The organism is Paenibacillus sp. cl141a, assembly GCF_900109305.1.
Lineage (GTDB): Bacteria > Bacillota > Bacilli > Paenibacillales > Paenibacillaceae > Paenibacillus_AQ > Paenibacillus_AQ lautus_A.
In genome coordinates this window covers 732,661-759,606 of the sequence record NZ_FNZO01000001.1, presented here as the reverse complement: position 1 = coordinate 759,606, position 26,946 = coordinate 732,661, and the positions used below count along the sequence as shown (strand labels likewise).

General features: G+C 52.2%; 22 protein-coding genes. All 22 read right to left on the bottom strand.

The window, feature by feature from the left end:
* Positions 1 to 24: 24 nt before the first annotated feature.
* Positions 25 to 1,071 (bottom strand): ATP synthase beta subunit C-terminal domain-containing protein, encoded by a 1,047-nt coding sequence (locus tag BMX45_RS03575; protein ID WP_090908524.1) that lies wholly within the window; start codon positions 1,069 to 1,071, stop codon positions 25 to 27.
* Complete coding sequence (locus BMX45_RS03570) at positions 1,059 to 1,847, bottom strand: alpha/beta fold hydrolase (RefSeq protein ID WP_090908523.1); 789 nt, start codon at positions 1,845 to 1,847, stop codon at positions 1,059 to 1,061. The genes BMX45_RS03575 and BMX45_RS03570 overlap by 13 nt, the downstream gene beginning before the upstream one ends.
* Positions 1,848 to 1,940: 93 nt before the next feature.
* Complete coding sequence (locus BMX45_RS03565) at positions 1,941 to 2,897, bottom strand: acetamidase/formamidase family protein (RefSeq protein WP_090908784.1); 957 nt, start codon at positions 2,895 to 2,897, stop codon at positions 1,941 to 1,943.
* Positions 2,898 to 3,189: 292 nt separating this feature from the next.
* Positions 3,190 to 3,684 carry a hypothetical protein gene (locus BMX45_RS03560; protein WP_090908522.1) on the bottom strand — a complete coding sequence of 165 codons (495 nt, stop codon included), beginning with the start codon at positions 3,682 to 3,684 and terminating at the stop codon, positions 3,190 to 3,192.
* A 307-nt stretch (positions 3,685 to 3,991) separates the two neighbouring features.
* Complete coding sequence (locus BMX45_RS03555; RefSeq protein WP_090908521.1) at positions 3,992 to 5,005, bottom strand: LacI family DNA-binding transcriptional regulator; 1,014 nt, start codon at positions 5,003 to 5,005, stop codon at positions 3,992 to 3,994.
* Positions 5,006 to 5,103: 98 nt separating this feature from the next.
* Entirely contained in the window at positions 5,104 to 6,186 is a 1,083-nt protein-coding gene (locus tag BMX45_RS03550; protein ID WP_090908520.1) for a glycoside hydrolase family 172 protein, read from the bottom strand.
* A 14-nt stretch (positions 6,187 to 6,200) separates the two neighbouring features.
* On the bottom strand, positions 6,201 to 8,219 hold the full coding sequence (locus BMX45_RS03545) for a hypothetical protein (RefSeq protein ID WP_090908519.1): 2,019 nt from the start codon (positions 8,217 to 8,219) through the stop codon (positions 6,201 to 6,203).
* 160 nt (positions 8,220 to 8,379) lie between these two features.
* A complete protein-coding gene (locus BMX45_RS03540; protein WP_090908518.1) occupies positions 8,380 to 10,605 on the bottom strand; it encodes a DUF6259 domain-containing protein in 2,226 nt (741 codons plus the stop codon).
* Positions 10,606 to 10,636: 31 nt separating this feature from the next.
* Positions 10,637 to 11,461 carry a carbohydrate ABC transporter permease gene (locus tag BMX45_RS03535; RefSeq protein ID WP_254777935.1) on the bottom strand — a complete coding sequence of 275 codons (825 nt, stop codon included), beginning with the start codon at positions 11,459 to 11,461 and terminating at the stop codon, positions 10,637 to 10,639.
* Positions 11,462 to 11,481: 20 nt separating this feature from the next.
* Positions 11,482 to 12,369, bottom strand: coding sequence for a carbohydrate ABC transporter permease (locus tag BMX45_RS03530; protein ID WP_090908516.1), 888 nt, complete (start codon positions 12,367 to 12,369; stop codon positions 11,482 to 11,484).
* Between the two features lie 84 nt (positions 12,370 to 12,453).
* Positions 12,454 to 13,851 carry an ABC transporter substrate-binding protein gene (locus tag BMX45_RS03525; protein WP_090908515.1) on the bottom strand — a complete coding sequence of 466 codons (1,398 nt, stop codon included), beginning with the start codon at positions 13,849 to 13,851 and terminating at the stop codon, positions 12,454 to 12,456.
* A gap of 78 nt (positions 13,852 to 13,929) precedes the next feature.
* Positions 13,930 to 15,051 (bottom strand): DUF4185 domain-containing protein, encoded by a 1,122-nt coding sequence (locus tag BMX45_RS03520; RefSeq protein WP_254777934.1) that lies wholly within the window; start codon positions 15,049 to 15,051, stop codon positions 13,930 to 13,932.
* A gap of 47 nt (positions 15,052 to 15,098) precedes the next feature.
* The gene (locus tag BMX45_RS03515) at positions 15,099 to 16,208 is read right to left on the bottom strand and encodes a glycoside hydrolase family 172 protein (protein ID WP_090908513.1); all 1,110 of its coding nucleotides are present in this window, start codon (positions 16,206 to 16,208) and stop codon (positions 15,099 to 15,101) included.
* A gap of 159 nt (positions 16,209 to 16,367) precedes the next feature.
* Entirely contained in the window at positions 16,368 to 18,068 is a 1,701-nt protein-coding gene (locus BMX45_RS03510) for a ribulokinase (protein ID WP_090908512.1), read from the bottom strand.
* A 12-nt stretch (positions 18,069 to 18,080) separates the two neighbouring features.
* Positions 18,081 to 19,877 carry an L-fucose isomerase gene (locus tag BMX45_RS03505; protein ID WP_090908511.1) on the bottom strand — a complete coding sequence of 599 codons (1,797 nt, stop codon included), beginning with the start codon at positions 19,875 to 19,877 and terminating at the stop codon, positions 18,081 to 18,083.
* 42 nt (positions 19,878 to 19,919) lie between these two features.
* On the bottom strand, positions 19,920 to 20,927 hold the full coding sequence (locus tag BMX45_RS03500; RefSeq protein ID WP_090908510.1) for a LacI family DNA-binding transcriptional regulator: 1,008 nt from the start codon (positions 20,925 to 20,927) through the stop codon (positions 19,920 to 19,922).
* Positions 20,928 to 21,160: 233 nt separating this feature from the next.
* A complete protein-coding gene (locus BMX45_RS03495) occupies positions 21,161 to 21,793 on the bottom strand; it encodes a ThuA domain-containing protein (protein WP_090908509.1) in 633 nt (210 codons plus the stop codon).
* Positions 21,794 to 21,820: 27 nt separating this feature from the next.
* Positions 21,821 to 22,543 (bottom strand): SDR family NAD(P)-dependent oxidoreductase, encoded by a 723-nt coding sequence (locus tag BMX45_RS03490; protein ID WP_090908508.1) that lies wholly within the window; start codon positions 22,541 to 22,543, stop codon positions 21,821 to 21,823.
* A gap of 163 nt (positions 22,544 to 22,706) precedes the next feature.
* Positions 22,707 to 23,573, bottom strand: a complete 867-nt coding sequence (locus tag BMX45_RS03485) for a phosphotransferase family protein (protein ID WP_090908507.1) — start codon at positions 23,571 to 23,573, stop codon at positions 22,707 to 22,709.
* Positions 23,574 to 23,619: 46 nt separating this feature from the next.
* On the bottom strand, positions 23,620 to 24,183 hold the full coding sequence (locus tag BMX45_RS03480) for a phosphoglycerate mutase family protein (protein ID WP_090908506.1): 564 nt from the start codon (positions 24,181 to 24,183) through the stop codon (positions 23,620 to 23,622).
* 118 nt (positions 24,184 to 24,301) lie between these two features.
* The gene (locus BMX45_RS03475) at positions 24,302 to 24,556 is read right to left on the bottom strand and encodes a transcriptional regulator (protein ID WP_090908783.1); all 255 of its coding nucleotides are present in this window, start codon (positions 24,554 to 24,556) and stop codon (positions 24,302 to 24,304) included.
* A gap of 422 nt (positions 24,557 to 24,978) precedes the next feature.
* Positions 24,979 to 26,859, bottom strand: coding sequence for a beta-L-arabinofuranosidase domain-containing protein (locus tag BMX45_RS03470; protein ID WP_090908505.1), 1,881 nt, complete (start codon positions 26,857 to 26,859; stop codon positions 24,979 to 24,981).
* Positions 26,860 to 26,946: the final 87 nt, after the last annotated feature.

Here is a 26,946-nt window from a genome sequence, read left to right as displayed (position 1 = left end):
ATTCAGCTTTGGTCAACTAACTTCTTATTTTATTGTCCCGATCCAGGATAAACTCTCCACCGTTCGATGATCCATGCTGCCGTTCAATATGGCTTGCACGTCATGCAGCGCCTCTTGCAAGTGGACCCGTTCGCCTGGCAGTCCGGTATAAGCTTCGGCAACGTAAAAAGGCTGCGTTAGATAAGCTTCGAGCCGTTCTCCCCGCTCATAAACCTCCATTTCGGATGACGGAATGGCCTCCAATCCTCGTACTTGAACCAGCGAACGCAGCTCCCGATAGCGGCGGAGCAGCTTCTGGGCGCGCTGTTGGACCGCTAAGTGAGCCTGATCCAGATGAACGCCTTCTAATACGGAAGAGGTGGAATATAACGGGTTCACGGCAGGAAACAGATGTCTTGCCGCCAGATCGGCATCGAAATACCACAGCGTCTCCAGCGGTCCGTAAGGCATGTCTTCATCAACAACCGCACCTTTAAGGTCCACAAGAAAAGTCGTGATTTGCTGGATGCCTTCCTGTTGAAAACGTTCCTGAAGATCATAGATTTTACCGGTTAAGACATGCTCCCGGTCCGCGGCAAACACAATTTCTTTATCGGTATTCGCATGTGCAACGATAGAATAGATTTCTTCTATTGAAGAAGCGACCCGCTCTACGTCATTCAGCATATCCTGCAGCTCCGGATAGTTCCCTTCCGGCTTCAGCAGAATCGTCATATACCCTTCCTGCTTGAAGTGATGAAACAACTCCCCGAGCAGCACCAGCTGCCCCATACCGGGACGAGCTACCAGCCCGACGGTACCGCCTCTTGCCAGAGGAGCGAATAGATCAAGAGGCTTAATGCCCGTTTCGATCATCTCCACGCTTTCCCCGCGCAGGATCAGTTCGTCAAGGCTGCATTTCGCCAAGGCTGCCAGCGCGGCTATGGTGCGAACTTCCGCCCGGCCTACGGGTATTTTTCCCGTACATAGATTGGAAACCGTGGCGGGCCGCAATCCGACGGATTTGGCTGCGCTGGTGAGGTTCGGAACCCTTTGTCGTAAAAGTGATACATTCAGCTTCAGATTGTCCAAGTCCGTACACCCTTTTTGTGATAGTTTATTGATTTCTTCTCCATCTCTCTCAGAAAAGAGTCTGCGGTGCGAACAAACTCGTCCGCATCCGGTTCGAAAATATTATGATCATGCTGCTCGAATTCCACGATTCGTGCCTGAGGCAGCGATAGCTTATATTGTTCCACTGCTTCTAATGATAACCCGGGATGCGGTTTTACGCCACGTATAATGAGAACAGGGCATGTGAATCGGGACAGGTCGCTCCAAAATTCTACCTTCGCGGAATCCTTCTGCAGGGCATGCAGGGCCGATGGTTTCATCCGGTCAAATAGCTTCTTCCCTCTCCAAGGCGGAAGCGTTGCAAAGAAATCCACCCATCCCGCTGGCAGCTGGGTATGTATCGCCGGATAGTCTCCGATGATCAAACCTTCAATGCGTTTCGGGTTCCGAATGGCATAACCTAATTGATAGGCTACCCCTCGCGAGTACCCCATGAGTACGAACTGTTTCAGTTCAAGATGGCGAATGGCCGCATCCAGATCGCTGATATGATCCTCGAGCGTGTATCCCGAATCAGGAGCATCACTTTGGCCACGGCCTCGGAGCGTAATGACAACGATATGCCTGGGCGACAGCGTTACCATTTTTTCCATAATGTCGATATAATCCTCGGCCGACTCGGAAAGGCCCGGGATGATAACCAGTGTGCTTTGTCCATTCCTAAGTTCTCGATGTACCTCCGTCACGTGAATATGTACCCCATGGTTATTGACCATCGTTTCGTATAACTGCATGCATGAGCCCTCCTATAAAATCGACATTTAATTATGAAGTTTAATCATCGGGATATCCTTTTCAGTCGCTAAGCCAACACTTGATGCATTCTTTCACCTCAACGTGCCAAAAGGCAATAATGCATGCACGCCCTTCAGGATATTCACGATCTGGGTTACTCTCAGATCCACCGTCAAGGTGGCATATGCGTACGCCTCCGTTCTCGAAATGGAATAAAGCTCGGTCATGAGATCCAGCATCCCGCTCAAGGCCATCCACATCGCTTCGTCCAGGTCCTCATGGAATCCCATCGTTAACCAACCGGTACTCGTCTTTGCTCTGGGCATCTTAATGGGCATGTCGTCACGGACATGAAAGGTTAGGCTCACCTTCTCCATGGGACATTCCAAAGCGGGACCGCTAACTTCGCCGTCGCCTTGAGCCGCATGTCCATCCCCTGTTGAGAACAGTCCGCCATCTACCGGAATCGGCAGATACAAGGAGCTCCCGGCGGTTAATTCTTTGCAATCGAGATTTCCTCCATAAGGACGCGGCACAAAAGTCGTATGCTGACCTTCTTCCTCCGGCGGCATGCCCATAATCCCCATGAATGGCTTCAGTCCGACGCTATACTTGAAATTTTCGAACTGACTCCTGCCAGTCATTGTTTGGGCATCCAATTCAAAGTCCAATGTCATTTCCTGGGTATCGGTCATGCCCAGCTTCTCGTTCCAATAGCTTGGAAACCCACCGGCAGAGGTCCAACCCCACGGCCCGGGAACGACTTCGTTGATCTGAATCTCCAAGGTAAGCCCCGGTTTAGCCCCGTGGATATGCACGGGACCCAATAAGGCATGCCCAAACTGCTTCTCCACCCGCTCCGGCACACGCTCCGTAAACTTCATTCTCGGCGCTCCCGGAGCAGAGCGCTTCGCAAGTCCCCATCCCGCATCCAGGGTTCGATACACTACGGTATCCCCGGACTGAATATAGAGGGCCGGTTCCAGCTCCTTGCTAAAAAATCCGTGAAGCGTGTGAATATCCGGTTGAAGACTATGGATCTTTGACATCCGTTTCTCTCCCTTCACAACAACCATGACTCGATTGGACTTTTTCAATGCGAACCTCCTTGTTACTTTATAGAGTATTTTAAATTACTCTAACAGTCAATCATTATTTACTTTCAAAAGTAATAATAATTACACCTATTGCTACAACACCTCTTCTCAGTACCGCTATGATCCTATAAATCCTCGATCCACGACAAAGTCCCCAACCCGATCACGCAAGCGCGAAGGTTGGGGACTTATTGATGTTTGTGCTGAGATGCTATATACGAATAACCACAATAGTTCAAGCATGTCATTTATCGAGGAGCACGCCATCCTTATCAAAGAACTTATAATCCCTGAATGTATACGATTGCTCATCAGACGGCGGTAAATCGATATAGGATACATACGAGCGATAGGGAGCGAATGTTTGTTCAAGCAGTTCCCCATTGACCTTGACCTGCATTTTGGCGATCGGGCTCGCCGCACTAGCTACGATCATGACCCGTGGAGTTTTTTCCTTAGGGTAATTGAGCATGAAAAAACCAAAAGCATCTCGATCTGCTTCTATATGATTCCATTCATAATTTCCTTTAGCATTTCGTGTGAACTGAATGTAAGCCGGAATTTGATCGGATGTAAATGCAACCACTCGGCTATCATGGTTATCGTGAATATCCAGAACGTCGATTGCCTTATTTTCATATCCATCAATGGAATGGATGACGTTCACGATGGATTCCTTGTCGTTACCATACAGCTTCATCTTGTTGCTGCTTAGCATATAAACCGACAAAATCGTCATACAAACAACCAAACCGAGTCCAAAGAGTACTTTGCTTTTTTTAGAAATTGCGATCACGCCCCTGATTGAATTCTTCGCTCATTACGAAATTGCCTCCTCCTGATTATATGATGGCGACTAGGTTTTTGCAGCTTTTTATGTCCAAAGATAATTTCCTTACAGCAAAAAAAGAACCGTTCCCTTGGCAGTTGTCCTGCTAGGAACGGTTTAACACCATATTCAACTGCAAGCGTGCTAGTTCATGATGAAGCCTTTATCATGACGTTCATGTTCATTCGGAAACATCCCATTATACTCCATCCTCGCTTCATGGCTTTACGCTGGAATCGCGCACGACCATCTGCGGCATCAATTTCACGGCCCGCTCCTCCCTCGGAATTCCCATTATGCGATCCATCAGGATCTGGGCCGCTTTGCGGCCGATTTCCTCCTGCTGCAAAGCAACGGACGTCAACTTGGGATATACGCGGGAGGCAATGTCCAGATTATCCATGCCCACAACGGCAACGTCATGGGGAATTTTTAATCCGGCTTCTTCGCAAGCTTTCATGACGCCGATCGCCATTAAGTCGTTCGCGGCAACGATGCCCTCGGGGTGGTCGGGCCCTTGCAGCCACGCTTTCGCCATCGCATAACCGCCGCTTTCCGTATAGTCGGATTCGGCGATAAAACGAGGAGCCAAGGGGATTCCTGCCTCCAGCATGGCATCCCGATACCCGCAGAACCGCTCATGGCCGGTCTGCTCGCCGAGATTACCGCCGACATAGGCGATGCTGCGCAGACCTTGCTTGATCAGATGCTCCGTGCTTTGCTTGATTCCGTCATACGTATCCACATATACGTAATCGAAGCGGTCGCTGCCACCTGGCGACACGTATTTATTCGTCAGCACGACCGGAGCCTGCAGCGCATTGATAGCCCCGATATTTTCTTCTCCAAAATCGAAAGACACCATGATCATGCCGTCGGCGACGTTTTCCCGAAGCGTCTGAATCGCCTTCATCTCCTCCTGGAGCCTGTGCTTGGTGTAGAACAGAATCATCAGGTAATCATGCTCCTCCAGCACCTGATTGATGCCGTTGATCATATCAAAATAGAAAGGGTTGCATATATCCGGAACGGCAAAAATGATTTTATTGGTTTGCCTCAATTTCAGCATCTTCGCTGCATGATCGGGTGCATAGTTCATTTCTTGGGCAGCCGCCAGAATTTTGCTCTTCGTCTTGGGACTGCAGTAACCTCTCCCCGACAAGGCTCTGGACACCGTGGAAGGAGATACGCCTACCCGATCTGCAATGGTATAAATTGTATGTTTGTCCATCCTATCCTCCATTAACGACCATGAAACTGACAAGCAGATGCAACAGGGTTCATGGCTTCACACTATCACCATACCGGAAGCTAAGCAATAGCGCCTGCTTATATAACCTCCCGCTCATCGTTATCCGGGAGTTCCGGGAATGGCCCATGGGGCTCCGCCTGATACCAGAACGCCGTCGATGCAATATCGCTCTGCTGCGGCAGGTATCTGCCTCCGGACCTCCAGCCGAGATCCTGGATCGTGACGCGAAGATCGCTTTGGAAGCGGATCGGATCCATGACATGCCATCGATACATGCCGAAGCGCTGCTGACTGCGATATAATCCGTCCGGCTTCAGCACTTGGTGCATCCCCAGATAAGGCGTCGAGTAGGTTCGATACGTACCGATCGGCTGTTCCCAGTTCCACGCTCCGCCGAAATAATCCTCCGTTCCCGTACCGCAGATGGTCGGGTAATCCTGGTCCCCGTCCATATAAAACTTGATCTCCCCTTCGCCCCACCAGCCGCTGTTGTTCACCTGCCAGGCAAGGTAAGTTCCTACATAGTGCCCCTGTCCCTTCACGCCATCCAGGATCGTGTAAACGTCCTTATAAGGAACGGGATTCGTTCTCCGCCACTGTGCATGAAAATAAGCCTCGTCTTCGGGGATGTCCGTCAGGGTATAGTCGATTTGGTAGTAAAGGACCGCCTTTTCCGGCGCGCGATTCTCCATCGTCAATCGGGCTTGCTTGCGAAACGGCATCTGCCAGTAGCTGTTCATGCCGCCGGCCGGATTAACGGCAACCGGAATCGAATTGACATCGCTTCGTTCACCCCACCCGTTACAGAATAAATCGCCCACCGGAACCTCAACCGAAGGGTCCTGCTCTTCGTCCCAATACATGCGGATGATCATATTGCGCCACAGTGACGGATGACAGGTCAGCCAAATATGCTGAATGGCCCCAGGGCCTTGAATGTCACCCATAGTAAAGGTTTCTCCCGGCATAATCTCCACGGAAGGAGACACCTTCCAGCCCGCGCCCAGATCCCTGGAAGCCGCTGCACCCGTGCCGTCCGTCGCCATGCCCCCTTTTCCTTTCTCGCCTGTAAAATTCTCCGCGCTGATGGAACTCGTCTGCGCATTAGACAGCTTGGATAAGTTTCCGAGATGCATGTTGAGCCCGTTAAAGTTCATCATCCGTAATCGCTCCTTTAATGTGTGATATCGTACCCGTACCGGTCTTTCAACGTCTGACCCAGATGGGCCTTGATCCGCAGGTAAGCTTCGGCGGCCGCGCCGTTCCCCCAATCAAAAATGGTGAAAGTCCCCATGCCCCGCCCGTCCTCACCTACATCGCCGTCATGACCGTAATTCTCCATCATGAAGCCGTAATCCTTCTCGTTAAAGAAAGGATGCGCCCGTTCCCACTGCTGCTTTGTTTTTATATTCTCGGGGCAATACATCATGGCAAAAGAGGCCTGCAATGCGGCAACACCGCGTTCAATATATTCCGGTTGGTCCAATTCCACGCCATATTGAAGGATCAGCTCGGCAAACAGGCTTTGCCTCGCGTCATTCCACTCCCCGTCGCAGTTCATGACGCCGAATCCGCCCAATACGTCAACATGCAAATAGGGAGGCTGCCAGGAGGCTTGCGTCATCAGCATTTCATCCAGCACACGTTGGCCGAGTGTCAGATATCGCATCTCGCCGGTCGTCTTGTACATCTGAAATAAGGCCTCCGCCGTCCAGAACATGGAGAAATTGCACTGCTTGAACATGTTATTCCTAACCACCTTGCGGCCGGGGAGCTCTTCGCGGCCATAGGAGCAGCAGGACCAATACGTCTCGAAATCCTCCCATCTGCCGGACGGCACGATCTCGTTGATGACAACCTCCAGCGCCCTTACTGCCGTTTCAAGATATTTGGGATCCGGCCGCATGTCGTGCAGCTTCAGCAAAAACGTGACGGAGAGCGACGTCTCCGGAGACTCCCGTAGAATATCCAGCGGCACTAACGCATCTTGGTCAAGCCAGGCCGGAAAATAGCCCTTCTCGTCCTGAAGAGCCAGAAGCGCATCCGCATAGCGTACGGCGTATTCCATGAGCCTTGGATCCGGCTCGATTTCATCATGCCAGCGAAGCATGAGCAGCGCCGTCCAGCTCATGTCCAGCACATGGTAAGGCGCTTTCGCGATCGAGCCCCAAGGATCGGCCGGATTGCGATTGGAATTCCCCCAGAAGGCATGGTCCCAACTACCGGACCGGTTAACTTCCTGTCCCTCCACCATCACCCGCTTCATCTCCGTCGCAATAACGGCGGGAAAGAACCCTCTGCGCTGCGGAGCAGCAAGAGCCAGCTCTTTCATGAGCCTGGCCTTGCGAACCAGTTCCGGATCATCCTGTTTCTTACCGTAACGATAAATGCCTTGCGCCGAACGAAGGGAGCTGAACCACGCTTGGTTCCAGATCGATCGGCTTTCCCGTTCGTTCGGAACACCAGGATAATTCGGGCTTTGACTCACGTCGGCAATGAATACGGGAGCCCCGACCTTCAGTCCGCTCCATACGAATTCCTGCCACACCGTGTCTTTCCAATGGCGAAAAGCCCAGTCGTAAGCGTGTTTTACATAGTGTTCGAGAGGAGCTCTGTCATGGATGCCCTGACGGAGTCGGGAGTGACCCCATCGCCCCCATAAAAATTGCAGCACCGGCCGCCAGGGGTTCAATGCAGCTTGATCATCCTCCAACGTCATGAGGTAGAAGCCGATGCAGAACGTCCCGGGCGAATAAGCAGCACCCTCCACCTTCTCAAACAGGACGTGATCATTCACACGGGTCCGGCTCATTCCCAAGACGAATTGGTTGTTCGGAGCATCCAGATCCAAGTACCAACGAGCGTCCGCATCCTTCGCGATCAGGTCCAGATCCGGTATCAGTATAAGCAGCCTGGTGCCATCATGAGCAATGAGAGCAGGCGACCGAAAGCAGTGCTGATCCATCACATGCCGGGAAGGCGGCGTTATATGAGGAGCCCAGTGAAAATACGGCTGGAACGCGGGCTCCAGGCGCACCTGCCAGTCATCCTGCCGTATCTCCTGATCCAGCTCAAATGTCATCATGCAGTGATACGTACCTTTATCGATTTGTTTAAGATTCAACTTGGGAGCAACACTCCCTAATTGATCATAATCCCACCGCTTTACATAAGCGTCCGGTAATTGTGCCATAAAGCCCTCCATTCTGCTCGTATTCCGGTAAGGAATCCCCCGCCAGCGACACGACGTCCATTCTTTAACAGGCTGAAATCGTTAATCTGATCCAATTGTCCGACGTTGCCGCCCGACTTCTATCATCGTCCGCCTCAGAAAACCGCGTCATTGTGCCAAGTTAAGGCGAAGTCAATTCCAACATCGCTATGCTTCGTGCCGGAAGCTTAAGCAAACGCAACCCGCCTTCTTCCATGGAGCAATCAATGGCCGGCTCTCCCGCTGTCGTGTACAGCTGCCCGGTCACGGTCGTCTTTCCGTAGTCTTCCGGACGGAGCTCGAAGCTTATTGTCTGCTCCTCTCCGGTCACATTCGCAAAGAACAAGCCGACATCCTCTTGTTCATTCTGCCATGCCGAGTGGATAACGGCGTCGATCAGCAGTTCTCCGGAGTTATTATATTCCGGCGTATCCTTGCCGTGGTTATAATGAAACCACTTCAGCGGCGTCATAGGAACATCGAAGGAGAGCGGCCGAAGCATCGTGCCATACGACCAATACGGCTTCGCGGCACCGATTCGCAGCCGTGCATACAGAGCCAAGTAATCGGCCCTGTTCGCCGAGAAGGCATACCCGCGCGGTTCAAACGGATAATAATGCTCCTCCGCGGTATTTTCGTTGCCGTCCAGCGCCTCCATCGGACTGTACTCGTAATTCAATTCGTACAGGCCGCCCCAGAGATACGTGCGTGCTACCGTAAAATAGTAAAGCTCCCCGATTTCCTCGGTCAGCTTGCCCCAGCCGTCCAATCTCAGCGCGCCGTACTCGTGATATACGTAAGTAAACATCGGGATGAGATAGGCCGCACCTGTTTTGAGCAGCTCCCGGATCGGCCATCCTTCGAGCGGCGCCGCCGGCTGTCCCCCTGCCCGGGCTTGGTAGTAGTCGATCAGATCCAGCATCGTCTCATTCATCATCTCGGTACCCATGGGGATATAGCGTCCGGCTGTTTCGCACATGGCCGCCTTCGTATCGGCATAGTTCCGCCGGTAGGCCTCCTCAATGACGCTGCCGGCTCCGACCGGATGACCGTGGCTGTCATCCATGCAGATCTTCAGAATGTTGTTGGCGGAGATATCGTAGTAGATCGAATCGATGTCATCGCTCTGCTGCAGCGCCGTATCCCGCCTCACATGAAAATCGTGGGTGTACGGATGCGCCGGACAAAGGAACGGAAAGCGGTAAGCATCCACGCTTTTTTTCAGCTCGGGAAACTTCTGCTCGGCTGCTCTGCCAAGCTCTCCGTCGGCTCCGTCAAAATGATAAAGGTAATCGAATTCGAACGGAGCGAAGCGATGCCCTAGCTTTCGGATCAGAGCGATGTTTTCTGGGTTGAAGCGGGTCGGAAACCAATCATCATATCCCCCCGGCACGCCGCTGCCGAAGGTTTGCGGCCGATGCGTCCAATCGGGGCCCAGGATGTGGAGCATCGGCGTTCCGATGCTGTCATGGTATTTTTGTATCCATGCCGTACGATCCGATCCCGCATTGATTCCAAAGGTTGCTGCGCCCATATCCTCATGCAGCCATGGACTGCCTTCCTTCGCAGCCCTCTCCGAAAGCTTGCCGCGTCTACACCACTTCTGTTGCACGGCCCAGCACTTGTACCGGTCAGCGGCTTCGTACCAGCCGCTTCCTGACAGAGTCGACACTTGCACCGGATAATGCGGCTTGATCCCTTTGCCGGGTCCCATATCACTGCAGCCATGGATCACGGAGGCTTCCAGCAAGCCGTTCCCGTTCTTGAAGAAATTGAGCCATTTCGGATGGCCCTCGCCGTCCAGGGCAGCGAGTTGCAGCCCGCCCCTGTCTTTGCCGTAATAGGCAAAAAACTGCATCGTTGCCCCGGAGAAACTCTCCGGATACGGCATGAAACGAAATCCGATTCCGTCCGTTTCAAATACCTTCATCGGATTGTTGACCTCAAAGCCGGTTGCAAAGGAATGGGCGATATAATCCTCCTCGCCGTGCTCCGTGATCGTGGTCAAATTCGGAATAACCGGATATTCCAGGCCCAGCAATCGCGTTCCCGAATGGTTCTCTGCTGCACATCGGAATTCAATGCAATCCGCTTCTTCTGCGAGCTTTACGGAAGCCGTGACGATCATACCTTCCTGCGTGTCCCAGCTCAACCGAACCTGATCTGTCCCGTCTTCCGTATTTTCCCTGCTCCATCCGAAGTTCTGAAAGGAGCTGCTGAAGCCCGCGTCCGTCTCCAAGCGAAATGGATCCGCCGTGCCCGTATCCGCGATATGCTCGATTCCTCTAACGTTATCGCGAATGCCTCGAACCGTGCCGTCAATCTCGCTGATTTCCAGCCGGATAAGCCTGTTCTCAAGTATAATCATGCTCCCACCTCCACCTTGTTGGCTTAGAATGTTACTTCAAACCGGAGATTTTGATTCCTGAAATGATGTGCTTCTGGAAGAAGAGGAACAAGATAATGGTCGGCAGACAGGAAAGCGCCGATCCGGCCATCAGCATGCCCATTTCGGTTGCCCGTTCGGAACGGAAGGTGTATAAATATTGCATGATTTGAAACAGCTCCGGGTTGGTGATTGTCATCGTCGGCCATACAAAGGAGTTCCAATAGGCCAAATAGGAGCCTATGCCCACGATGACGAAGACCGGAAACGACATTGGAATGAAGATATGCGTAAAAATCTTGATCCTTCCCGCTCCGTCAATCAGCGCCGCCTCTTCCAGCGCCATCGGAATATTCAAGTAGAATTGGCGGATAAAGAACATATGACCCGCGGAAGCAATGCCGGGCAATACGAGCACCGCCAGCGTATCGAGCATTCCCATCTCATTCACCACAATGAAGGAGGTCAGCAGAATGGCCATGCCTGGAATGAACATGGTGACGATGACATAAACCCACAACATCGCCTTGAACCGGAATTCCAGCCTGGCGAAGACGTAAGCCGCGGTGGCGTTCACGGCCAAGCTCAGCGCCGCGAAGAGAACGGCGCCCCCGAATGTGACCAGCATCGATTGAATGAAGGTCGCGTCGCTCAGAATATCCGTGTAATTCTGAACCATCCATTTCTTCGGGAAGAAACGGAACGGCGTTGCAAGCACCTCCGCCTTATCTTTGAAACCGGCAATGATGACCCAGAGCAGCGGGAACAGCGCCATGATCGTCACCAGTCCGGTCAAGAGCGTCATCAATGTTTTTTGGACCCCGTTTAACGATTTCATCATGTTATCCTCCTGCCTTCTTATCCGTCGATCGCTTTTTCCGAATTCAGTACTCTGAAGATAATGGCCGAAATACTGCCAAGGACCACAAACAACAGCAGCGATGCCGCAATAGAGTTGCCGACCATGACGTCGTTTCGGAAGTGGTTCAGGATGTAGAGGTTCGGCGTCGTGGTCTCGCTGAGCGGGCCGCCGCCCGTCATGACGAGGGATAGCTCGAACTGGGAGATTTGCGCCGTAAATCCGGTTACGAGCAGATACAGGATCACATTGCGCATGAGCGGAATCGTGATGTACCACATGCGAACGAAGGTGCCCGCCCCCTCGAGTTCGGCAGCCTCATAGTAACTCTTTGGGATATCGTGGAGGCCTGCCAGCATGATGAGCGTCGTGAGTCCGAAGCCCAGCCACACGGCTGGAGCCGCGATGCTCGGCAGCGCCGTTGCCACGTCGGCAAGCCAGGCTTTCGGCTCCGATCCGAACAGCCCGATGATGTAATTGGCCAGGCCTCCGGCATAATCGAAGATGAAGACAAAGATGACCGACGCCACGATTCCGGAAATAATGGTGGGAATGTAGACGGAAGTCTTAACTACGCTTGCGAAACCGGAGCCCAGATCCTTAATGATGTTCGCGAACAGAAACGAGAGAATCAGCATCGTCGGAACGACCATCAGCGCGAACTTAAGCCCTACCCAGATGGATTGGAGAAAGAGGTTATCGGTCAGCACCATATAGAAATTCTGCAAGCCCACAAAGGTGGAATCCTGATAGAAACTCCAATTATAAAAGCTCACCCGCAGTGCATAGAAGAACGGAATGATGACAAAGACGGTCAGCAGGATGACGATGGGAGCGAGCAGCATGTAAGCCACGCCGTTGTCCTGCCGATAATTTTTCTTGAACATGTAGCGTCACCACCATTGGCCAAGGATGAAGCAGCCATCCGAAAATAACATTTCGAAAACCGGATTTCCGGACGGCTGCCAACACTATTTTTTCGGATTCGTTCCGGCAAGTTTATTCTTCGCGATGAAATCGTTAATGTCTTTCTCTGCCTTCGCCAGCGCCTTATCCACCGAAGTACCCTTCATGGCGGACTCGATGGACGTGGCGAGCGCGAAGCTGATGTCCCACGGATAGACCGGCTCAGCCTGCGAATGCGGAATGATCCGCTCGGAGACGAGTGCACGCCATTCATCCTTGGATGCATCCGGATCGGATTTCATCGCTTCGTCCACGGATTTGCGCGGGGAGAACTTGGAGAACTGGGACGTCTTGAAAAAATCGATCATGATGTTCGGGTCGCCTGCGAGCAAATAGGAGATGAAATCGGCCGATTCCTGCGGAAGCTCCGATTTGCCGTCCACCGCCAGCGACCAGCCGCCGAGCGTTGCCGTCGGCTTCGTCAAATCGCCGTCCATCGATGCCATCGGCGCAATCCCTACCTTATCCACCATGTCTTTATAGGTGTTGCGAAGCTGACCGATCGCCCAGGAACCGCAAATCTGGATGGCGATCTTGCCTTCGCCGAAAGGCTTGATGTCCGCATATCCGGCCAAAGCCTGCTTCGGCATGACGCCGGACTGGTAAGCTTTTTGGTAAAAGTCCAAAACGGCCTTGTAACCGTCATTGTTCACGTCCGCTTGGGACCAGTCCTCCGTAACCGCCAGATGACCTGCCCCGTTATACTGCAGCCCCCAGCTCGACCAGCCCAGATCCGGCGCAGTTTGCGCAATCGATAAGCCGAACACGCCTTTCTTGGTCAGCTTCTGGGCCGCATCCAGAAGTTCAGCCCATGTTTTCGGCGGCTGATTGGGGTCAAGCCCGGCTTCGTGGAACATATCCTTCCGATAGAACATCACGGCAGACGGCTCAACCAGTTTCGGATAAGCATAGTACTGACCGTTAACGGATACGAAGTCCTTCATGTTGTCGTACAAATCATCGAAGGCTGAAGGCTCCATTAAATCGTTCAGGGCCATCAGTTGACCCGTTTTTGCCGCATTGGCCACATTGCCGTAGTTGATCGTTCGGATGTCCGGTGCCTTGCCCGCGGCCTGCGCTGCTTTCATCTTCTGGTCCCAGGCGTCGGCCGGAACGATGGTCAGCTTCACTTCAACCTCGCTCTGGGATTTATTGAACTCGCCGACCCATTTCTTGAACCAGGCATCGGTGGTATCCTCGAATTTTTGCGCCCAGAAATCGATCACAACCTTGCCGCTGGCTTCATTCCCGTTGTTTGCGCTTTCATTTTCTGGTGGATTGCTTAAGGCTCCCCCTCCGGGACCGCCGGATCGTCCGCCGCAGCCCGTAACGAGCATCGCCAGAACAAGAACAACGGAGAACAGAACAGGCCAGGATTTGAAGCAGATGGTTTTCTTTTGCATCATGAACCCTCCTTATAATGGATCAAACTATTTAAACGCTGGTCCGCATTTAAACCGATCATTCTTGGAATCCGCGCCTCACTTTTCGAGCGAAGCCTTAAACCAGAAAACATTGTAGGGATCCCATAAAGACAACGTGAAATAGATCGTCTGCCCGTCATTCTCCGTAAATCTATCGTTCATATAGGGCCCGTATAGCCCCGGATAATCCTCGGCTCGAACCAAATCCAGGGGCTCGCCCCATGGCCCCCAAGGCGTCATGCCTTCACGTATGACGACCCCTCGGCCTTCCTTCAAATAGGTCATCAGCCAGCGTTCCAGATAAGAATTCCACACGACGGACAGCTCGCCGACGGTGTCATCCACTACATACCTGGCATCCTTCATATCCGCGCTCCACCTGGGACTGCCGTCATCGTTCAAACCGCTGTAATATCGGTACTCGGACATATTCTCGATGTGCTCCTCGCCCACCTTCATAAGCTGAACGCCGCCAAAGCGGCCTGAAGGAATCCCCCAAAAATAAATATCCGAACCGCCTGTTTCATTCTCCACCTTATAGGGGCTAACCTGGATGAAATTGCTGTCTCCCGGCCAACGGAGCCGGTCCTGCAGCTCCCAGGTTTCACCGTTATCGGTCGATTTGGCCACGCTGCTGTAATTGGCGTCCCACTTCCCCTGATCGCCCCAATGGTTGACCGACATGTAGTACAAATACAAGGCGCCGCCTGCCGCAATGCCATGGGTTGGAATTTTCGTCATTTCTTCGTAATCGATTTTGGCGGAAGGCAGCAGTTCCTTCGCCGTGCCGAATTCATCCGTGATCATTCCCTCGAATGCGATACCGTCAGCCGGATGAGCGTCCGTTGTATAGGCTATCGTATTGGAGCGCCAGTAGCTTCCCCCTCCGCCTGTCTGATCAGGCGCCCTCTCGCCGAACGTATCCCCGAACACGAAGTAAGTTCGTTCCCCGTCATTCATCATGGAACCCAGATCGGTGCCGTACACGGCGTATTGATCGGTACGATTGGGTGAGGATTCCCCGGTTAATTGCGAAACCTGCTCCACGCCGGTCATGCCTTTTAATAAAAAGCTTTTGTCAGTCGCATCAAGCAGAGGATTCACCTTGCTGCCCCCCGCGCAGCCGCATAACAGCAAAATCATGCCTGCGTAGAGGGCATTTTTCCATTTCAAGCTCATCTCCCCTTTCGATCTGATTGTGGATTCCTGTATTCCACCCGTGAAAATCAGGGATTGTTATGACCGAATATCTGATTCAAACTTGCAGGATTGAGCGGCTTCGTGTCCGGCATAGGCAAGCGTTTATCCACCTTTGGCAGCTTCGGGAAAGAACGATGGGGTTCCGCCTGGTACCAGTACGCCGTCGAGGAAACATCGTCGCTCCGATGATTGTTATGACCGTGCTCGATCGTGACCTTGATGCTGCTATCGAACATGATCGGATCCAGGATATGATACCGGTACGTGGAGATTTTTCCGCTCCAGTTCGGGCCGCCGCCCATAATGATGCCATGGTACGGGGTGCAAACCTCCTGTTGCGGACACCAGGCCGTATTGAAATAATCCTCCATGCCCGTGCCGTGCAGAGTCGGAGGCCATGGCTCCCCATCGATGAAGATCATGTCGTCTCCTTCGCCGTACCAGTTCCACTCTCGCGTATCACGGAGGTTATGGACATTGAAGTTGCAGCCGATGTAATGGCCCTTCCCAACCGCGTCCAAAATGACATAGTTGCCGCTGCCCGTCGTATTCTTGCCGCCGAATTCGTAGAAGGCGTTATCCACCCCGTGATCCGCGATCCCGTCGGTAGGATTTTCCCGATGCCACTGGGCATGGAATCGCAGTTCCTCCTCGGGCAGCTTATCGTACGATTCATAATCCACATAGAAATAAAATTTAATCGGATGCTCCGCTTCGCTCTCGATCGTTATACGAGCGCCATTCCCATACGGCATGCGGAAAAAGCTGTTGAATGCTTTGCCATCCTCGGGACTCATCATCAACGCCGCTGATGCATAATTTTTGGTGAGGCCGTGCCCCATTCCGAAAAAATCGCCAATCGGCGCTTCCACGCTGGGCTCGGTCTCCTGGTCCCAGTACATGCGGAGTACGACTTTGCGCGGCAGATACAATTCCTCGACAGGGGCGTCGGTCGCCATGGTCATCCAAATATGGGTGATGGCACCCGCTCCCGGAATGCTGCAAATTTCGGTCAGGTCGCCAGGCTGGATGGAGAAGTAATCCTTATTCCCTCCCAAACGGTCGTAGCTGGATTCCCTTTTTCTTTTTCCGGATCGCTTGCGGCTGAGTGAAAATAACGCTGTTTGATTGTCCATGGATGATCGCTCCTTATAAGTTGATGGCGTTGGTAAAAAGCGCTTCTTAAAACGATTTGCCAACAATGTGACATCGATTGCAGAATTGGTGGATAAGGAATGCAGGCCATGCTACCAACACGACAGCCTGCATTCCTTATGTGTGTATTAACTCGTTGTCTATCCTCGGGCCGAATCCGTTGATCCTTCAGAGTTAAAACTGCTTCTTAACGCTTTCAGCCGTTTCAACACCCCATTTTCGCCCCTGCCCAAATAATCATGAAGTCCTTTATACTCCTTGTATAACTGGTCATACATTCGTACGTTAGCTTCAATCGGCTTGAATGTTTCTTCCCGAACGCGGGCCATCGCCTCCGAAGCTTCCACGATGCTGCCATAACCTCCCTGATCTTTGCCTGCCGCAACCGCACCGAACATGGCTGCGCCAAAAGCGGCCGTCTGGACGGTATCCGCGATCTTGATCTCTTTGCCGGTAACGTCGGCATAAATCTGCATCAGCAGCCGGTTACGCTGCGGCAATCCGCCACAAGCATAGAGCTCCTGAACTTCAATGCCGCTATCGGTAAATGCCTCGATGATCGCCCGGGTACCGAAGGCTGTGGCTTCGAGCAGCGCCCGATAAATCTCCTCCGGCTTGGTCTGCAAGGTCAAGCCAAGCATGACGCCGCTAAGATCGGCATCCATCAGCACGGAACGGCTTCCGTTCCACCAGTCCAGGGCAAGCAGTCCGCTTTGTCCAGGCGCGTATCGGGCCGCTTCCTTCTCGAGCCACTCATGAACGCCAAGCCGCTCTTCTGCAGCCTTAAGCCTAACGTATTCCGGAACTGCCTCATCCACATACCAGGCGAATATATCGCCAACGGCCGATTGTCCTGCCTCATACCCGTAATAACCGGGAATGATCCCATCCTCGACGACGCCGCAGATGCCTTCGCCGGTCACTTCTTTGTCGCTTAAAATCAAGTGACAAGTTGAGGTTCCCATGGCAAGTACCAGCTTCCCCGGGGTTACGACGCTGACGGCCGGTACCATGGCATGGGCATCGATGTTGGCTACGGCTACCGCGGTTCCCGGCAGAAGCCCCGTCATCGCCGCCATACTTTCGGTTAATCCGCCTGCTTTCGAACCCAGGGGCTTGATCGCTCCTCTCAGCTTCGTCTCGACGAGATTTCCGAACCTCGGATCGAGCGAATGCAGGAACGCCTTGGACGGATATCCCTCCCGTTTATGCCAATTGGCTTTATAGCCGGCGGTGCAGCTGCTTCGTGCGAGCTGGCCGGTCAATTGCATGACCACCCAATCGGCAGCTTCCATGAACAACACAGACTGTTCATATAATTCGGGAGCTTCTCTCAGAATCTGCAAAGACTTTGCAAGCATCCACTCGGATGACAGCTTTCCTCCATAACGCGCGAGAAATTTCTCGCCCCGCGAAGCTGCGGCTGCATTGATCAGGTTCGCTTCTTCCTGCGCCGCATGATGCTTCCACAGCTTCACCCAGCTGTGCGGATGGTCCCTCCATTCCTCCGTCATACAGAGCGGGGTGCCGCCTGCATCCAGCGGCATCATCGTACATGCCGTAAAATCGATGCCAATGCCGATGACTTGATCAGCCGATATCGCTGCATCCGACAGCACGCGGGGGATCGATTGCCTAAGAACCTCCAAGTAATCCTCCGGATGCTGCAGCGCCCAATCCGGCTCCAGCTTCAAACCCGAGTGGACCAGCACCTCGTCCATGACTCCATGCGCGTAAGGCGTCACATGCGTCGCTACTTCTTGGCCCGTCGTAATATCGACAAGCAGGGCCCTGCCCGATTCCGTACCGAAATCAACCCCGATGGTGTATAACTGCTTCATATCATCTGCCTCCTATTTGTACAAAGGACCATAAGACGCGCATGCCCGGTAATCGGCAGAAACCGGCTCCAGCCCGCCGAAAGCGGTCCAAGCGCTTGGCCGGAAGATCCGTTCCTCCGGCACGTTGTGCATGCATACCGGAATGCGGAGCATCGACGCCAAAGTAATCAAATCTCCGCCGATATGGCCATAACTCATGGCGGCATGGTTGGAGCCCCAATTACTCATAACGGTGTAAACATCCTTGAACAGTCCCTCGCCGGTAAGGTTCGGGACGAACCAGGTCGTCGGCCAAGTGGGGTCGCTTCGCTGGTCCAATATATCGTGCACGGCCTCCGGGAGCTCCACGGTTATTCCCTCCGCGATGTGAAGGACCGGTCCCACACCCGCGACCATATTGATTCTGGCGATCGTTGCCGGCATGTCTCCCCGGGTCGTGAAGTCCGTGGAGAATCCCCCGCCGCGGAAGAAATCAATAGCCGGACACCACTTGACTGCATCCAGACAATCCTGGACTTCCTCCTGCGTGATATCCCAGAACGGCTTCATGGCCGGCTTGCCGTCTTTCGATTGTCTTCCCGTTCCGTCTAGGGCAGCCGGTCCTGAATTGATCAGGTGGATCACGCCGTTGGCCGCAATGCCCTCCAGCTCGTATCCCGTCACTCGCTTCACGGCATCCGGACTCCAGTATGTACGAACGTCTGCAAACACCTGGGCCGCATTCGTCAGGAGATGACCGAACAGCATCGTGATTCCATTCAGATTGTCATTCTCCGTTGCGACGATATACGGCTCCCTCAGACCGTTCCAATCAAAAGAGGAATTCAATATCGCCTCCATGAAATCCCCCGTCGGAAAGTAATCCGTCCAGGCACGCTGTCCTTGGAATCCTGCAGCCAGTGCATGTCGGCCGAGCGCTTCTTCTCCATATCCCATGGCCGCCAGCTTCGGATTGCCCACCATCAAATCGCGTGCAATCAGCGCCATCTTCGCGACGGTTTCCCAATCCTGTTCCTTCTGTTCTTCGGACCGCTTTAAATGCTCCGGATTAACATCCGTTCCCGGCTTGCAATTCTGTTTAATCCAGGCCAGTGCCCGCTCATATTCGTCATGATCGTAAATTTCCAGCTCGATCCGCCTTACGAATTCGGTCATATCCACATATTCGTTGCGCATCCCCAGATACCTCTGAAAAAAGTTTTCGTCGACGATGCAGCCCGCGATGCCCATGGATACGGTGCCCATCGATAAGTAGGAGGTCCCCTTCATCGTCGCTACGGCAAGGCCTGCCTTGGCAAATTGCAAAAGCTTCTCCTGAACATCCGCCGTTATTTCGGTATCCCCGATATCCTGAACATCGCGTCCATAGATGGAGAAGGCCGGCAGACCCTTCTGATTATGCGCTCCCAGCGCCGCCGCCAGATATACGGCCCCGGGACGTTCCGTCCCGTTAAAACCCCAAATTGCTTTTGGCCTGGTCGGGTGGGTATCCATCGTTTCCGTCGGATAGCACCAGGATGGTGTCACCGAAATGGTAAGACCTACATTCTCCCTGGCAAATTTCTCTTCGGTTCGTGCGGCCTCAGCTACCCCTCCGATACAGGTGTCGGCAATCACGCATTCCACTGGAAGCCCGTTGCTGTGTCTTAGCCGTTCGGTGAGCAAGCGAGCGGTTCGTTTTGCCATATCCATGGTGACATCCTCTAACGATTCCCGGATACCACCCCGTCGGCCGTCCACGATAGGGCGAATGCCGATTTTAGGCAATTCGTTCTGCAATCGATTGCAGATGTTTGATTGATTATGCATCTTCATCATCCTCTCTGTTTTTAGAACGGCGGCATGTACGATTCAGTTCAGCTGTTTGACTTCATTGCTGTATATTTCATAAGCCGGTGGACCCTGCCGGGCTTCTTCCCGTATTCGGCTTAGAAGGATTTCTCCTGCCTTGATTCCCATATCGTAGGGATGCTGCTCCATGTAGTAGAGCCCCGATTCCTTGAGTAAAGGCCCCGCTTCCACCTCGCCAAAAGAAGCTACTGCCATGTCGGCAGGAATCTTCAGGCCGCTGCGCACAATCTCGAGCAGGACGCCCAGGCTCATGCGGTTATTCAGGGAAATGATGGCGGTTGGCCTGCGTTCCGCGTTCAGAAATTGCTGAACTGCCCGGATCCCGTCCTCCGTGGAAAAATCACCGTTATACACCATGGGACCCTCGTTCAGCCCAAATGCCTTCATTGCGTTCCGGACGCCTTCAAGACGGTCCCTCCCCGTGCTTGATTTCGTTGGTCCGTTAACTACGCCGATAGCGGTATGTCCTTCCTCCAGCAGCTTCCGGGTTAGGCGCGAGGCTCCCTCGGTATTGTCCTCGGCTACCAGATCGAGCATCGATCCTGTTTCCGGCGAATCCAGCTTCCTGTCCACGAGCACGATCGGCATATTGGAATCCGCGATCTGCTTGATCGCCGGATCGTTCCCGCCCGACGTTGCCAATACGACGGCATCCACGCGCTTTTCCTGCAGAAGCTTTAGCAATCGTCTCTCCTTCTCCGGGTTCTCGTCTGAGCTGCAAAATATTAACTGAAAGCCTTCTTTGCCTACAATATCCTCAATGCCTCGGGAGATTCCCATGAAATAGGGATTTGAAATATCGGGCACGATCACGCCGATCATGTACGTGCGGTCCTGTTTCAGGCTTCGGGCGATGGCGCTCGGGCGATAATTCAACCGGTTCACGGCCGTCATTACCCGCTCTTTAATTTCATCACTTACGTAATCACTGTTGTTAAGCACTCTTGAAACGGTTGCCGTAGATACTTCTGCTGCCGCTGCTACTTGTTTAATCGTTGCTTTTGCCAATCATCGTTCACCTCGAAATATCATCCTGATTCCTGTATGTAATCGATTACGTAAACGATTACATACACAGAGTACAAGAATGGACATGCTGCTGTCAACCCTCTTTTTAAAATTTTCCTCAAATACAAATCCGGACGGAACGAAGGCGTTTGGCAGCAGGAACTATTCCGGGCAAATGAAAAATCACCGCCTTCGAGAGCGGTGATGGAATGCCTATGTTTCGTGCCGATTTTCTAGTCTACGCACTTCCGGGCAGCCCACAGTCCGCTCTCCCGAATCAGATGACGCACGGATTCTATCCGAAAAGACGGCAAATGATGACCTGGCATCAGATATACCACCCGGCCGGAGCCGTAGGGATGTGCCCACGCCGCAGGCCAGCGCTGGCCGTCATGCTCGTATTCCGCAAAAACGACCGTTGTTTCATGCGGACTCAATTCGAACCGATAGGGTTCTTCATCGATCGCAAAATCGGTTAAGCTCTCCACGATCGGATGGCTCCCCGATTGATATCGAACGGGCAGCGACGTATATGCGGGATGTCCCGTAAATCGCCCGCCGATTAGCTTTTCCAGCTCCGTGCTCCGCTGCAGCGAGATGCCGTTGTGGATGACTAATAGCCCCCCGCCGTTGCGCACATAGGATATGAGCGCTTGTACCTGCTCTTCGGGCATCTCCTCATCCGAAAACTCTGCGTACGATATGAACAGATCATATCCCTCCAGCTTATCTTTTTGCAGTACGGCGTAATCATCCGTGCATTCCACGTCCATCGCAGGTTCGAAAATGGTTTGCAGTTCGCGGTCAATCTGCGTAAACGGATGATATTTCGCTCCCTCGTATTGTCCCAGCGCAATGGCTTTCATTGATTTGCAGTCTCCTCTCCCGCCCTTTTACCAGGGCCACACTTGTCCTTCATAATCCAGAAAAATCGGCTGTTCGCCAACGTATGCCTTATGGTCCATCACAAGTTTCATGATGCGATCGGCAGACATGTCCGGCGGCACGGCCGCTTCTTGATTCAGTTCGCCGCTCATGTAGGATTGCAGCCACCCGGGATAGAACACCATGACCTGTCCTCCATCGGCCGACAGATGCTGATGCAGTATCGAGGATTGCATATTGAGCGCGGATTTCGACATACAGTAGCCGTACATCTCCTTGCGTTTATTTCTGCTAACGCTGCCGGCTTCGGAAGAGATATTGACCACGAGCTTGTTGTTTCCTTGAAGCAGCAGATCGATAAGAGCATGACTTACCCGAAGAGGTCCAAGGGTATTGACGTTGTAGATTTGGGCCATGTCGGCAAAATCCAGTTCGTCCTGAATGTTCGCCAGATCGGACCGTTTCGTGATGCCGGCATTGTTTATGAGCAGATCCAGATGAGGCGCCTTATCCCGGATCAGATTAGCTGCCTGCTGCACGCTGGCATCGTCGCCGATATCAAGCGGAATCAGCTCCAGCTGGTCCGGATAATCCTCCAGCAATCGATCCAGCGCGTCCCAATCCTCCATATAGCGTCCGGCAAACACGGTGTATTCGTTTTCAAGAAGCCATTTCGTCAAGCTCAATCCTAAACCCCGATCGGCTCCCGTGACGCAAGCGATTGTTTCCAATGGCCAACAACTCTCCTTTATCCAGTAAATGCGGTGCAACCGATATACAGGAGTTCCCCCCAATTGCCATTCCTGCGCAACCTCTTCGAATGCTTTTTTGCAAACGTTTAAGTATAACCAGATACTGCCACACAATTCTGCGTGATATTCATTCAGGTCGGCTTTAGATCAATTGATCATTTAAATATTCGTTTTTCGACAATATGGACCTAAACCTTGAGATGGTACGATGACCGATGGGTACGTCATTCTCCTTAAACAGTATGATTCCTCTCAAACAGGCTATGGCTTCAAACAATTCAAGGTCATGTTCATCATAACGATACTCGTCATAAAATGCGGCACGATAGATGGAGGCTTGCTTTTCGCCTGCAAATACCCACATTACGATAATCGACCAAGCAACATCATATCTGGGATCCCCCCATTGGGCGTTCGTCCAATCGATTACCGTCAGCTTGTCTTTAGCCTCAAGCATATTGCCCAGGTGGTAATCGCCATGGATCAAACATGACTGTTTCATATCCGCACGCTGAAGAAGTTCTTCCAGAAGAATTCGAATATCGGGGTGGTTCTCGATGCGAGGAAAGAAATAATCAATAAAATCATATCGGGGTAATCGGTCACCAATAAAATCTTCAAGCGGGAGCTTATGTATATCCGCTAAAATCTTCACCAGCTTCGTTAGTTTACGCTGATCGACCGTTTGAACGGGCGTTCCGTCATAACTGGTCAACAATGTTGAATCGCCATTTCGGTCCGTTCCCCAGCCCACGGGCTCAGAGACCGAACTTCCATGCGTGAATAAAGCATTCAAAATCTGATATTGAGCATGTACATTCGGCTTGGACGCTTTGTTCCATACTTTCAGTACGTAGGCTGCCGTTGGCGCGGCAATTTTGATGACCTCTGCCTCCAGCCCCGAATCCAAGGAGACTGTATGAAATGAATCTTCATGCTCGAGCAAAACTTCAAGGGTATTGCTTTTCTCCACCCAGTTGATTTCCCGCAATGGGTTTCCGATGTTCATCACTGCCTTTCAAAGGATGTTAGCTTAGCCCCTAGCGACCAACAGGTTACAAGCTCATTTGGTATACTCCAGCCTCCCCGAGAAAATCTTTTCTGGTCAATCCTTTTTCTCCAAGCAATATGCGATAATTCGTTATCGTACCATCATGTGAAATAAAAAATGTTTTTTTATGGCGTTCCCCGATCCACGCTAATAACCGCGCAGCATATCCTTCGAAAATATCTTGTTCGATCCTATTGATCCCTTCTTTCCAGCAATCCAAATTGAAATCAAGAAATTCAGTATCTCCATACAGATTGGTAATTTCCGTTTTACAAAGGATGTGATCACAAGCTAAAAAAGGAAGTTCGGGGTTCTGAGGAAACATTCTCGGACCAACCAATGGAGAAATAATGAAGTCCATGCCGTTATTTATAATCGCTGCCGTCTCAATTGTACGTTTAGTCGGACTTACCAGAACTAAATCATCAGGATCAATGTTAATTTCATTTCGTAGCTGCGTTACCTGAAATTTGCCGTACTCTGTAAGACTAGGATGCAGCGTATTCAACCGATTCGGATAATCATTGAGATGTTCTCCATGACCATGCCGAATAAATGTGAATTCCATTTTCCGCCCTCCTTAGATCAAATCCCATATTAAGTATTCTATGATTTTATTGGGTAATCCTGCCCGTTAGCTTAATGAACGAAGTGCAGTGAAATATTTAAGTGCTTTTCTAACCGGTTCATGAATTAAGGAGAGTTCGCGAATCTCCCTTTGCTTCATTATCGTACGGAATTAATTCATATAAGGCACGAACGTCACAACCGATGGAATCGGCGATCGATATGGCAATTTTGAGTGGCATCACTCTTTTGTTCTCCATAAAGTCGTAAACTCGTTCCGGTTTAATAAGCAAGTCTTTTGCCAGCCATTCCGCTGACTTCCCGGATTCCACCAATCGTTCATTCAGTAAGCAACGTCCTAGTTCAAATTTCAAGAAATTATGACCTCCCACAGAAGATTTACTTAACCTTAAGCGTTGTCCGTTGCCAGCATGAATATACTTCATACATGAAATAGAAAGCATGCGCATCCGTTCTTTCGAAATATGCGATATCTTACTTTCCAGATTGTACGGGGTGAACACGTCGACATGTCGGAGGATATCCGGATTTACGTTCAATTCGCGGAAAATGTCGTACGCGTCTCCGGCCCGCAATGGATACATATCCCGCATTCAAGAATACCTTCGGTGCTTACTGCTTGTTCGCATTGTTCATGCACTACGGAACAAGGGTTGCGACATCTTTCAGAGGTAACGCCATATTTCGGCTCATTCCTTTTGGTGATGCGAACATAGATCCGTACAACAAAAAAAACCGCGATATCCGCGGTTTTCGAATGTGTAATCATACCTGCTTAGTACTTAGCGATACTGACCCGATCCCCGATCAGAGGAAATTCGCCGATCCGAAGCTTCGCGCTTCCGTATGGAACCAGCTCCAGTTCCGTAACAGGCTGGCCGTCCGTGTTCGGATGCAGCGGTGGGTTTCCGGCGTTGTTGCCTTCCATTTTCCAATCACGGATCAGCTGGCCCTTCACCTTCACTCGTACCGGTGCATCGGCAGCCAGGAACGGTTGACGGACCACCTCCCGTTCCACTACTTCGAACGACGTATCGGCCATCAGTCCGTATTTCCATGGGGAAGCAGGATAGAGCTCCCAATCGTGGAACATCTCGCGCTGCCGGATCATCTGCCAGTTCTCCTTCACGGGCAGCGCGTACACCAGCGGTCCTCTTGTAATGCTGGTTGCGTACATGCTGCGTGACTCGGTCTTCACTTCCATAGGCAGATACAGCTCCAGTAGATCGCCGCTCTGCCAGGTCTGCACGATCTTGGCATAACCGGATTCTGCCTGAATTGGCATTTCGCGCCCGTTCAAGGTAATGACGGGATGGTCGCACCAGGCCGGGATGCGCAGCGATATCGGGAACGATTCCGCTCGTTCAAGCGACAAATGGATTTGCACGCGATCCTTGAATGGATATTCGCCGGTGACCGAAACCTCAGCGGACACGCCCTGACGGCCAACCGTTGTTCTAACCGTACAGGGAGCATAGGAAACGGCAACTAGCCCTTCCTCCTGGTCCTTCATCCACAGGTGCGAGGCCAGCTTGGGCCAGCCCTGATGCATATTGGCCGTGCAGCATCCGAAATTCGGCTCCAGGCCGAATACGTTGGCATCGGGACTGTTGCTCCATGCCCGCGGAGCGACGTTGCAGATCATCTGGTTGACCTGCTGATCATACTGATGCGAGGTCCAATCCGCAGAGATGGCGGCAGGCAGCGCATTAAACGCGACCTTCTCCAGAATATCCCCGAAGCGACCCTCCCCGAAAATGCGCGTCAGCTGTTCCATCGAAAACATATACTCGACGACGGCACACAATTCAACCCCTTGGCTAGGATGGGTGCCGGACAACCATTCGTCTCCCGAGAACATGCCGTGCGCTTGCCCGTGGTACGTCATCAAGGAATCGATGCCCCGGTGGACGCTTTCCCGCTCCACCGGATTTCCGTGTAATTCATACAGCACGCCCGGCGTTTTGATGCCCATCGCCACGTTCACGACATGGGTTGTCCAATCCCATTCTTCAACCTTGCGCCAGAACGGAAAATCATGAAAAATACCGCTCCAGTCCGTGGTTTGCTCGGCGATCGTATCCGCAAGCTTCAGCAGGAAAGGCTGCGCTGTTCGTTTATGCAGCCACACGATGCACAGCAGCATCTCGGCCCCCCTGGTTTTGGCCCAGCCCCGCAGCGGCTGTTCCTCAATGACCGAATGGACGTAAGTAAAGAACTTCGTCAGAAACGGAATGATGCGTTCGTCGCCCGTTGCTTCCTCATGCTGCATCATCACTTTCAGCATGATCATGTAATGCCACCAATCCTGATCCTTATCGATATCCTGATTTACGGAGGTGATGCGCGCCGGACCGAACATGCCGTTCTCCTGCTGGCTGGCAAGCGACCACTCGACCCATCGATTCGCTTTAGCGATCAAAGACGCGTCCTCCAGCAAATAAGCTAAAGGAAGCAAACCGTCGACATAATACGGTCCCCGCTCCCAGCTCTCTCCCTGGCCGCCAAGCCATCCGTTGTCTGCTCCGACGTCCTTCCACTGTTCCTCCAAATGTCCCGTAAACCCGCTTGCTTGAATCTCCAGCTGATCCTTAAGCCAGCCTTCCGGCTTAATCGCTCTAAGCGGCAAACTATGAAAAGCCGTCTGATGCAGCATCAACTTCCACGCTCCTTGTTCTGTCTTATAGGTGCTTACTCAGGTAGAAATATAACATCTCAACCGGCGTTTCCCTATACACAGAAA

Bases quoted from the DNA above. Each gene is read 5' to 3' on its own strand.
- BMX45_RS03570 (WP_090908523.1), bottom strand. From the start codon at position 1,847: ATGCAGTTATACGAAACGATGGTCAATAACCATGGGGTACATATTCAC.
- BMX45_RS03565 (WP_090908784.1), bottom strand. From the start codon at position 2,897: ATGTCAAAGATCCATAGTCTTCAACCGGATATTCACACGCTTCACGGA.
- BMX45_RS03560 (WP_090908522.1), bottom strand. From the start codon at position 3,684: ATGACGATTTTGTCGGTTTATATGCTAAGCAGCAACAAGATGAAGCTG.
- BMX45_RS03555 (WP_090908521.1), bottom strand. From the start codon at position 5,005: ATGGACAAACATACAATTTATACCATTGCAGATCGGGTAGGCGTATCT.
- BMX45_RS03550 (WP_090908520.1), bottom strand. From the start codon at position 6,186: ATGATGAACTTTAACGGGCTCAACATGCATCTCGGAAACTTATCCAAG.
- BMX45_RS03545 (WP_090908519.1), bottom strand. From the start codon at position 8,219: ATGGCACAATTACCGGACGCTTATGTAAAGCGGTGGGATTATGATCAA.
- BMX45_RS03540 (WP_090908518.1), bottom strand. From the start codon at position 10,605: ATGATTATACTTGAGAACAGGCTTATCCGGCTGGAAATCAGCGAGATT.
- BMX45_RS03535 (WP_254777935.1), bottom strand. From the start codon at position 11,461: ATGAAATCGTTAAACGGGGTCCAAAAAACATTGATGACGCTCTTGACC.
- BMX45_RS03530 (WP_090908516.1), bottom strand. From the start codon at position 12,369: ATGTTCAAGAAAAATTATCGGCAGGACAACGGCGTGGCTTACATGCTG.
- BMX45_RS03525 (WP_090908515.1), bottom strand. From the start codon at position 13,851: ATGCAAAAGAAAACCATCTGCTTCAAATCCTGGCCTGTTCTGTTCTCC.
- BMX45_RS03520 (WP_254777934.1), bottom strand. From the start codon at position 15,051: ATGAGCTTGAAATGGAAAAATGCCCTCTACGCAGGCATGATTTTGCTG.
- BMX45_RS03515 (WP_090908513.1), bottom strand. From the start codon at position 16,208: ATGGACAATCAAACAGCGTTATTTTCACTCAGCCGCAAGCGATCCGGA.
- BMX45_RS03510 (WP_090908512.1), bottom strand. From the start codon at position 18,068: ATGAAGCAGTTATACACCATCGGGGTTGATTTCGGTACGGAATCGGGC.
- BMX45_RS03505 (WP_090908511.1), bottom strand. From the start codon at position 19,877: ATGCATAATCAATCAAACATCTGCAATCGATTGCAGAACGAATTGCCT.
- BMX45_RS03495 (WP_090908509.1), bottom strand. From the start codon at position 21,793: ATGAAAGCCATTGCGCTGGGACAATACGAGGGAGCGAAATATCATCCG.
- BMX45_RS03485 (WP_090908507.1), bottom strand. From the start codon at position 23,573: ATGAACATCGGAAACCCATTGCGGGAAATCAACTGGGTGGAGAAAAGC.
- BMX45_RS03480 (WP_090908506.1), bottom strand. From the start codon at position 24,183: ATGGAATTCACATTTATTCGGCATGGTCATGGAGAACATCTCAATGAT.
- BMX45_RS03470 (WP_090908505.1), bottom strand. From the start codon at position 26,859: ATGCTGCATCAGACGGCTTTTCATAGTTTGCCGCTTAGAGCGATTAAG.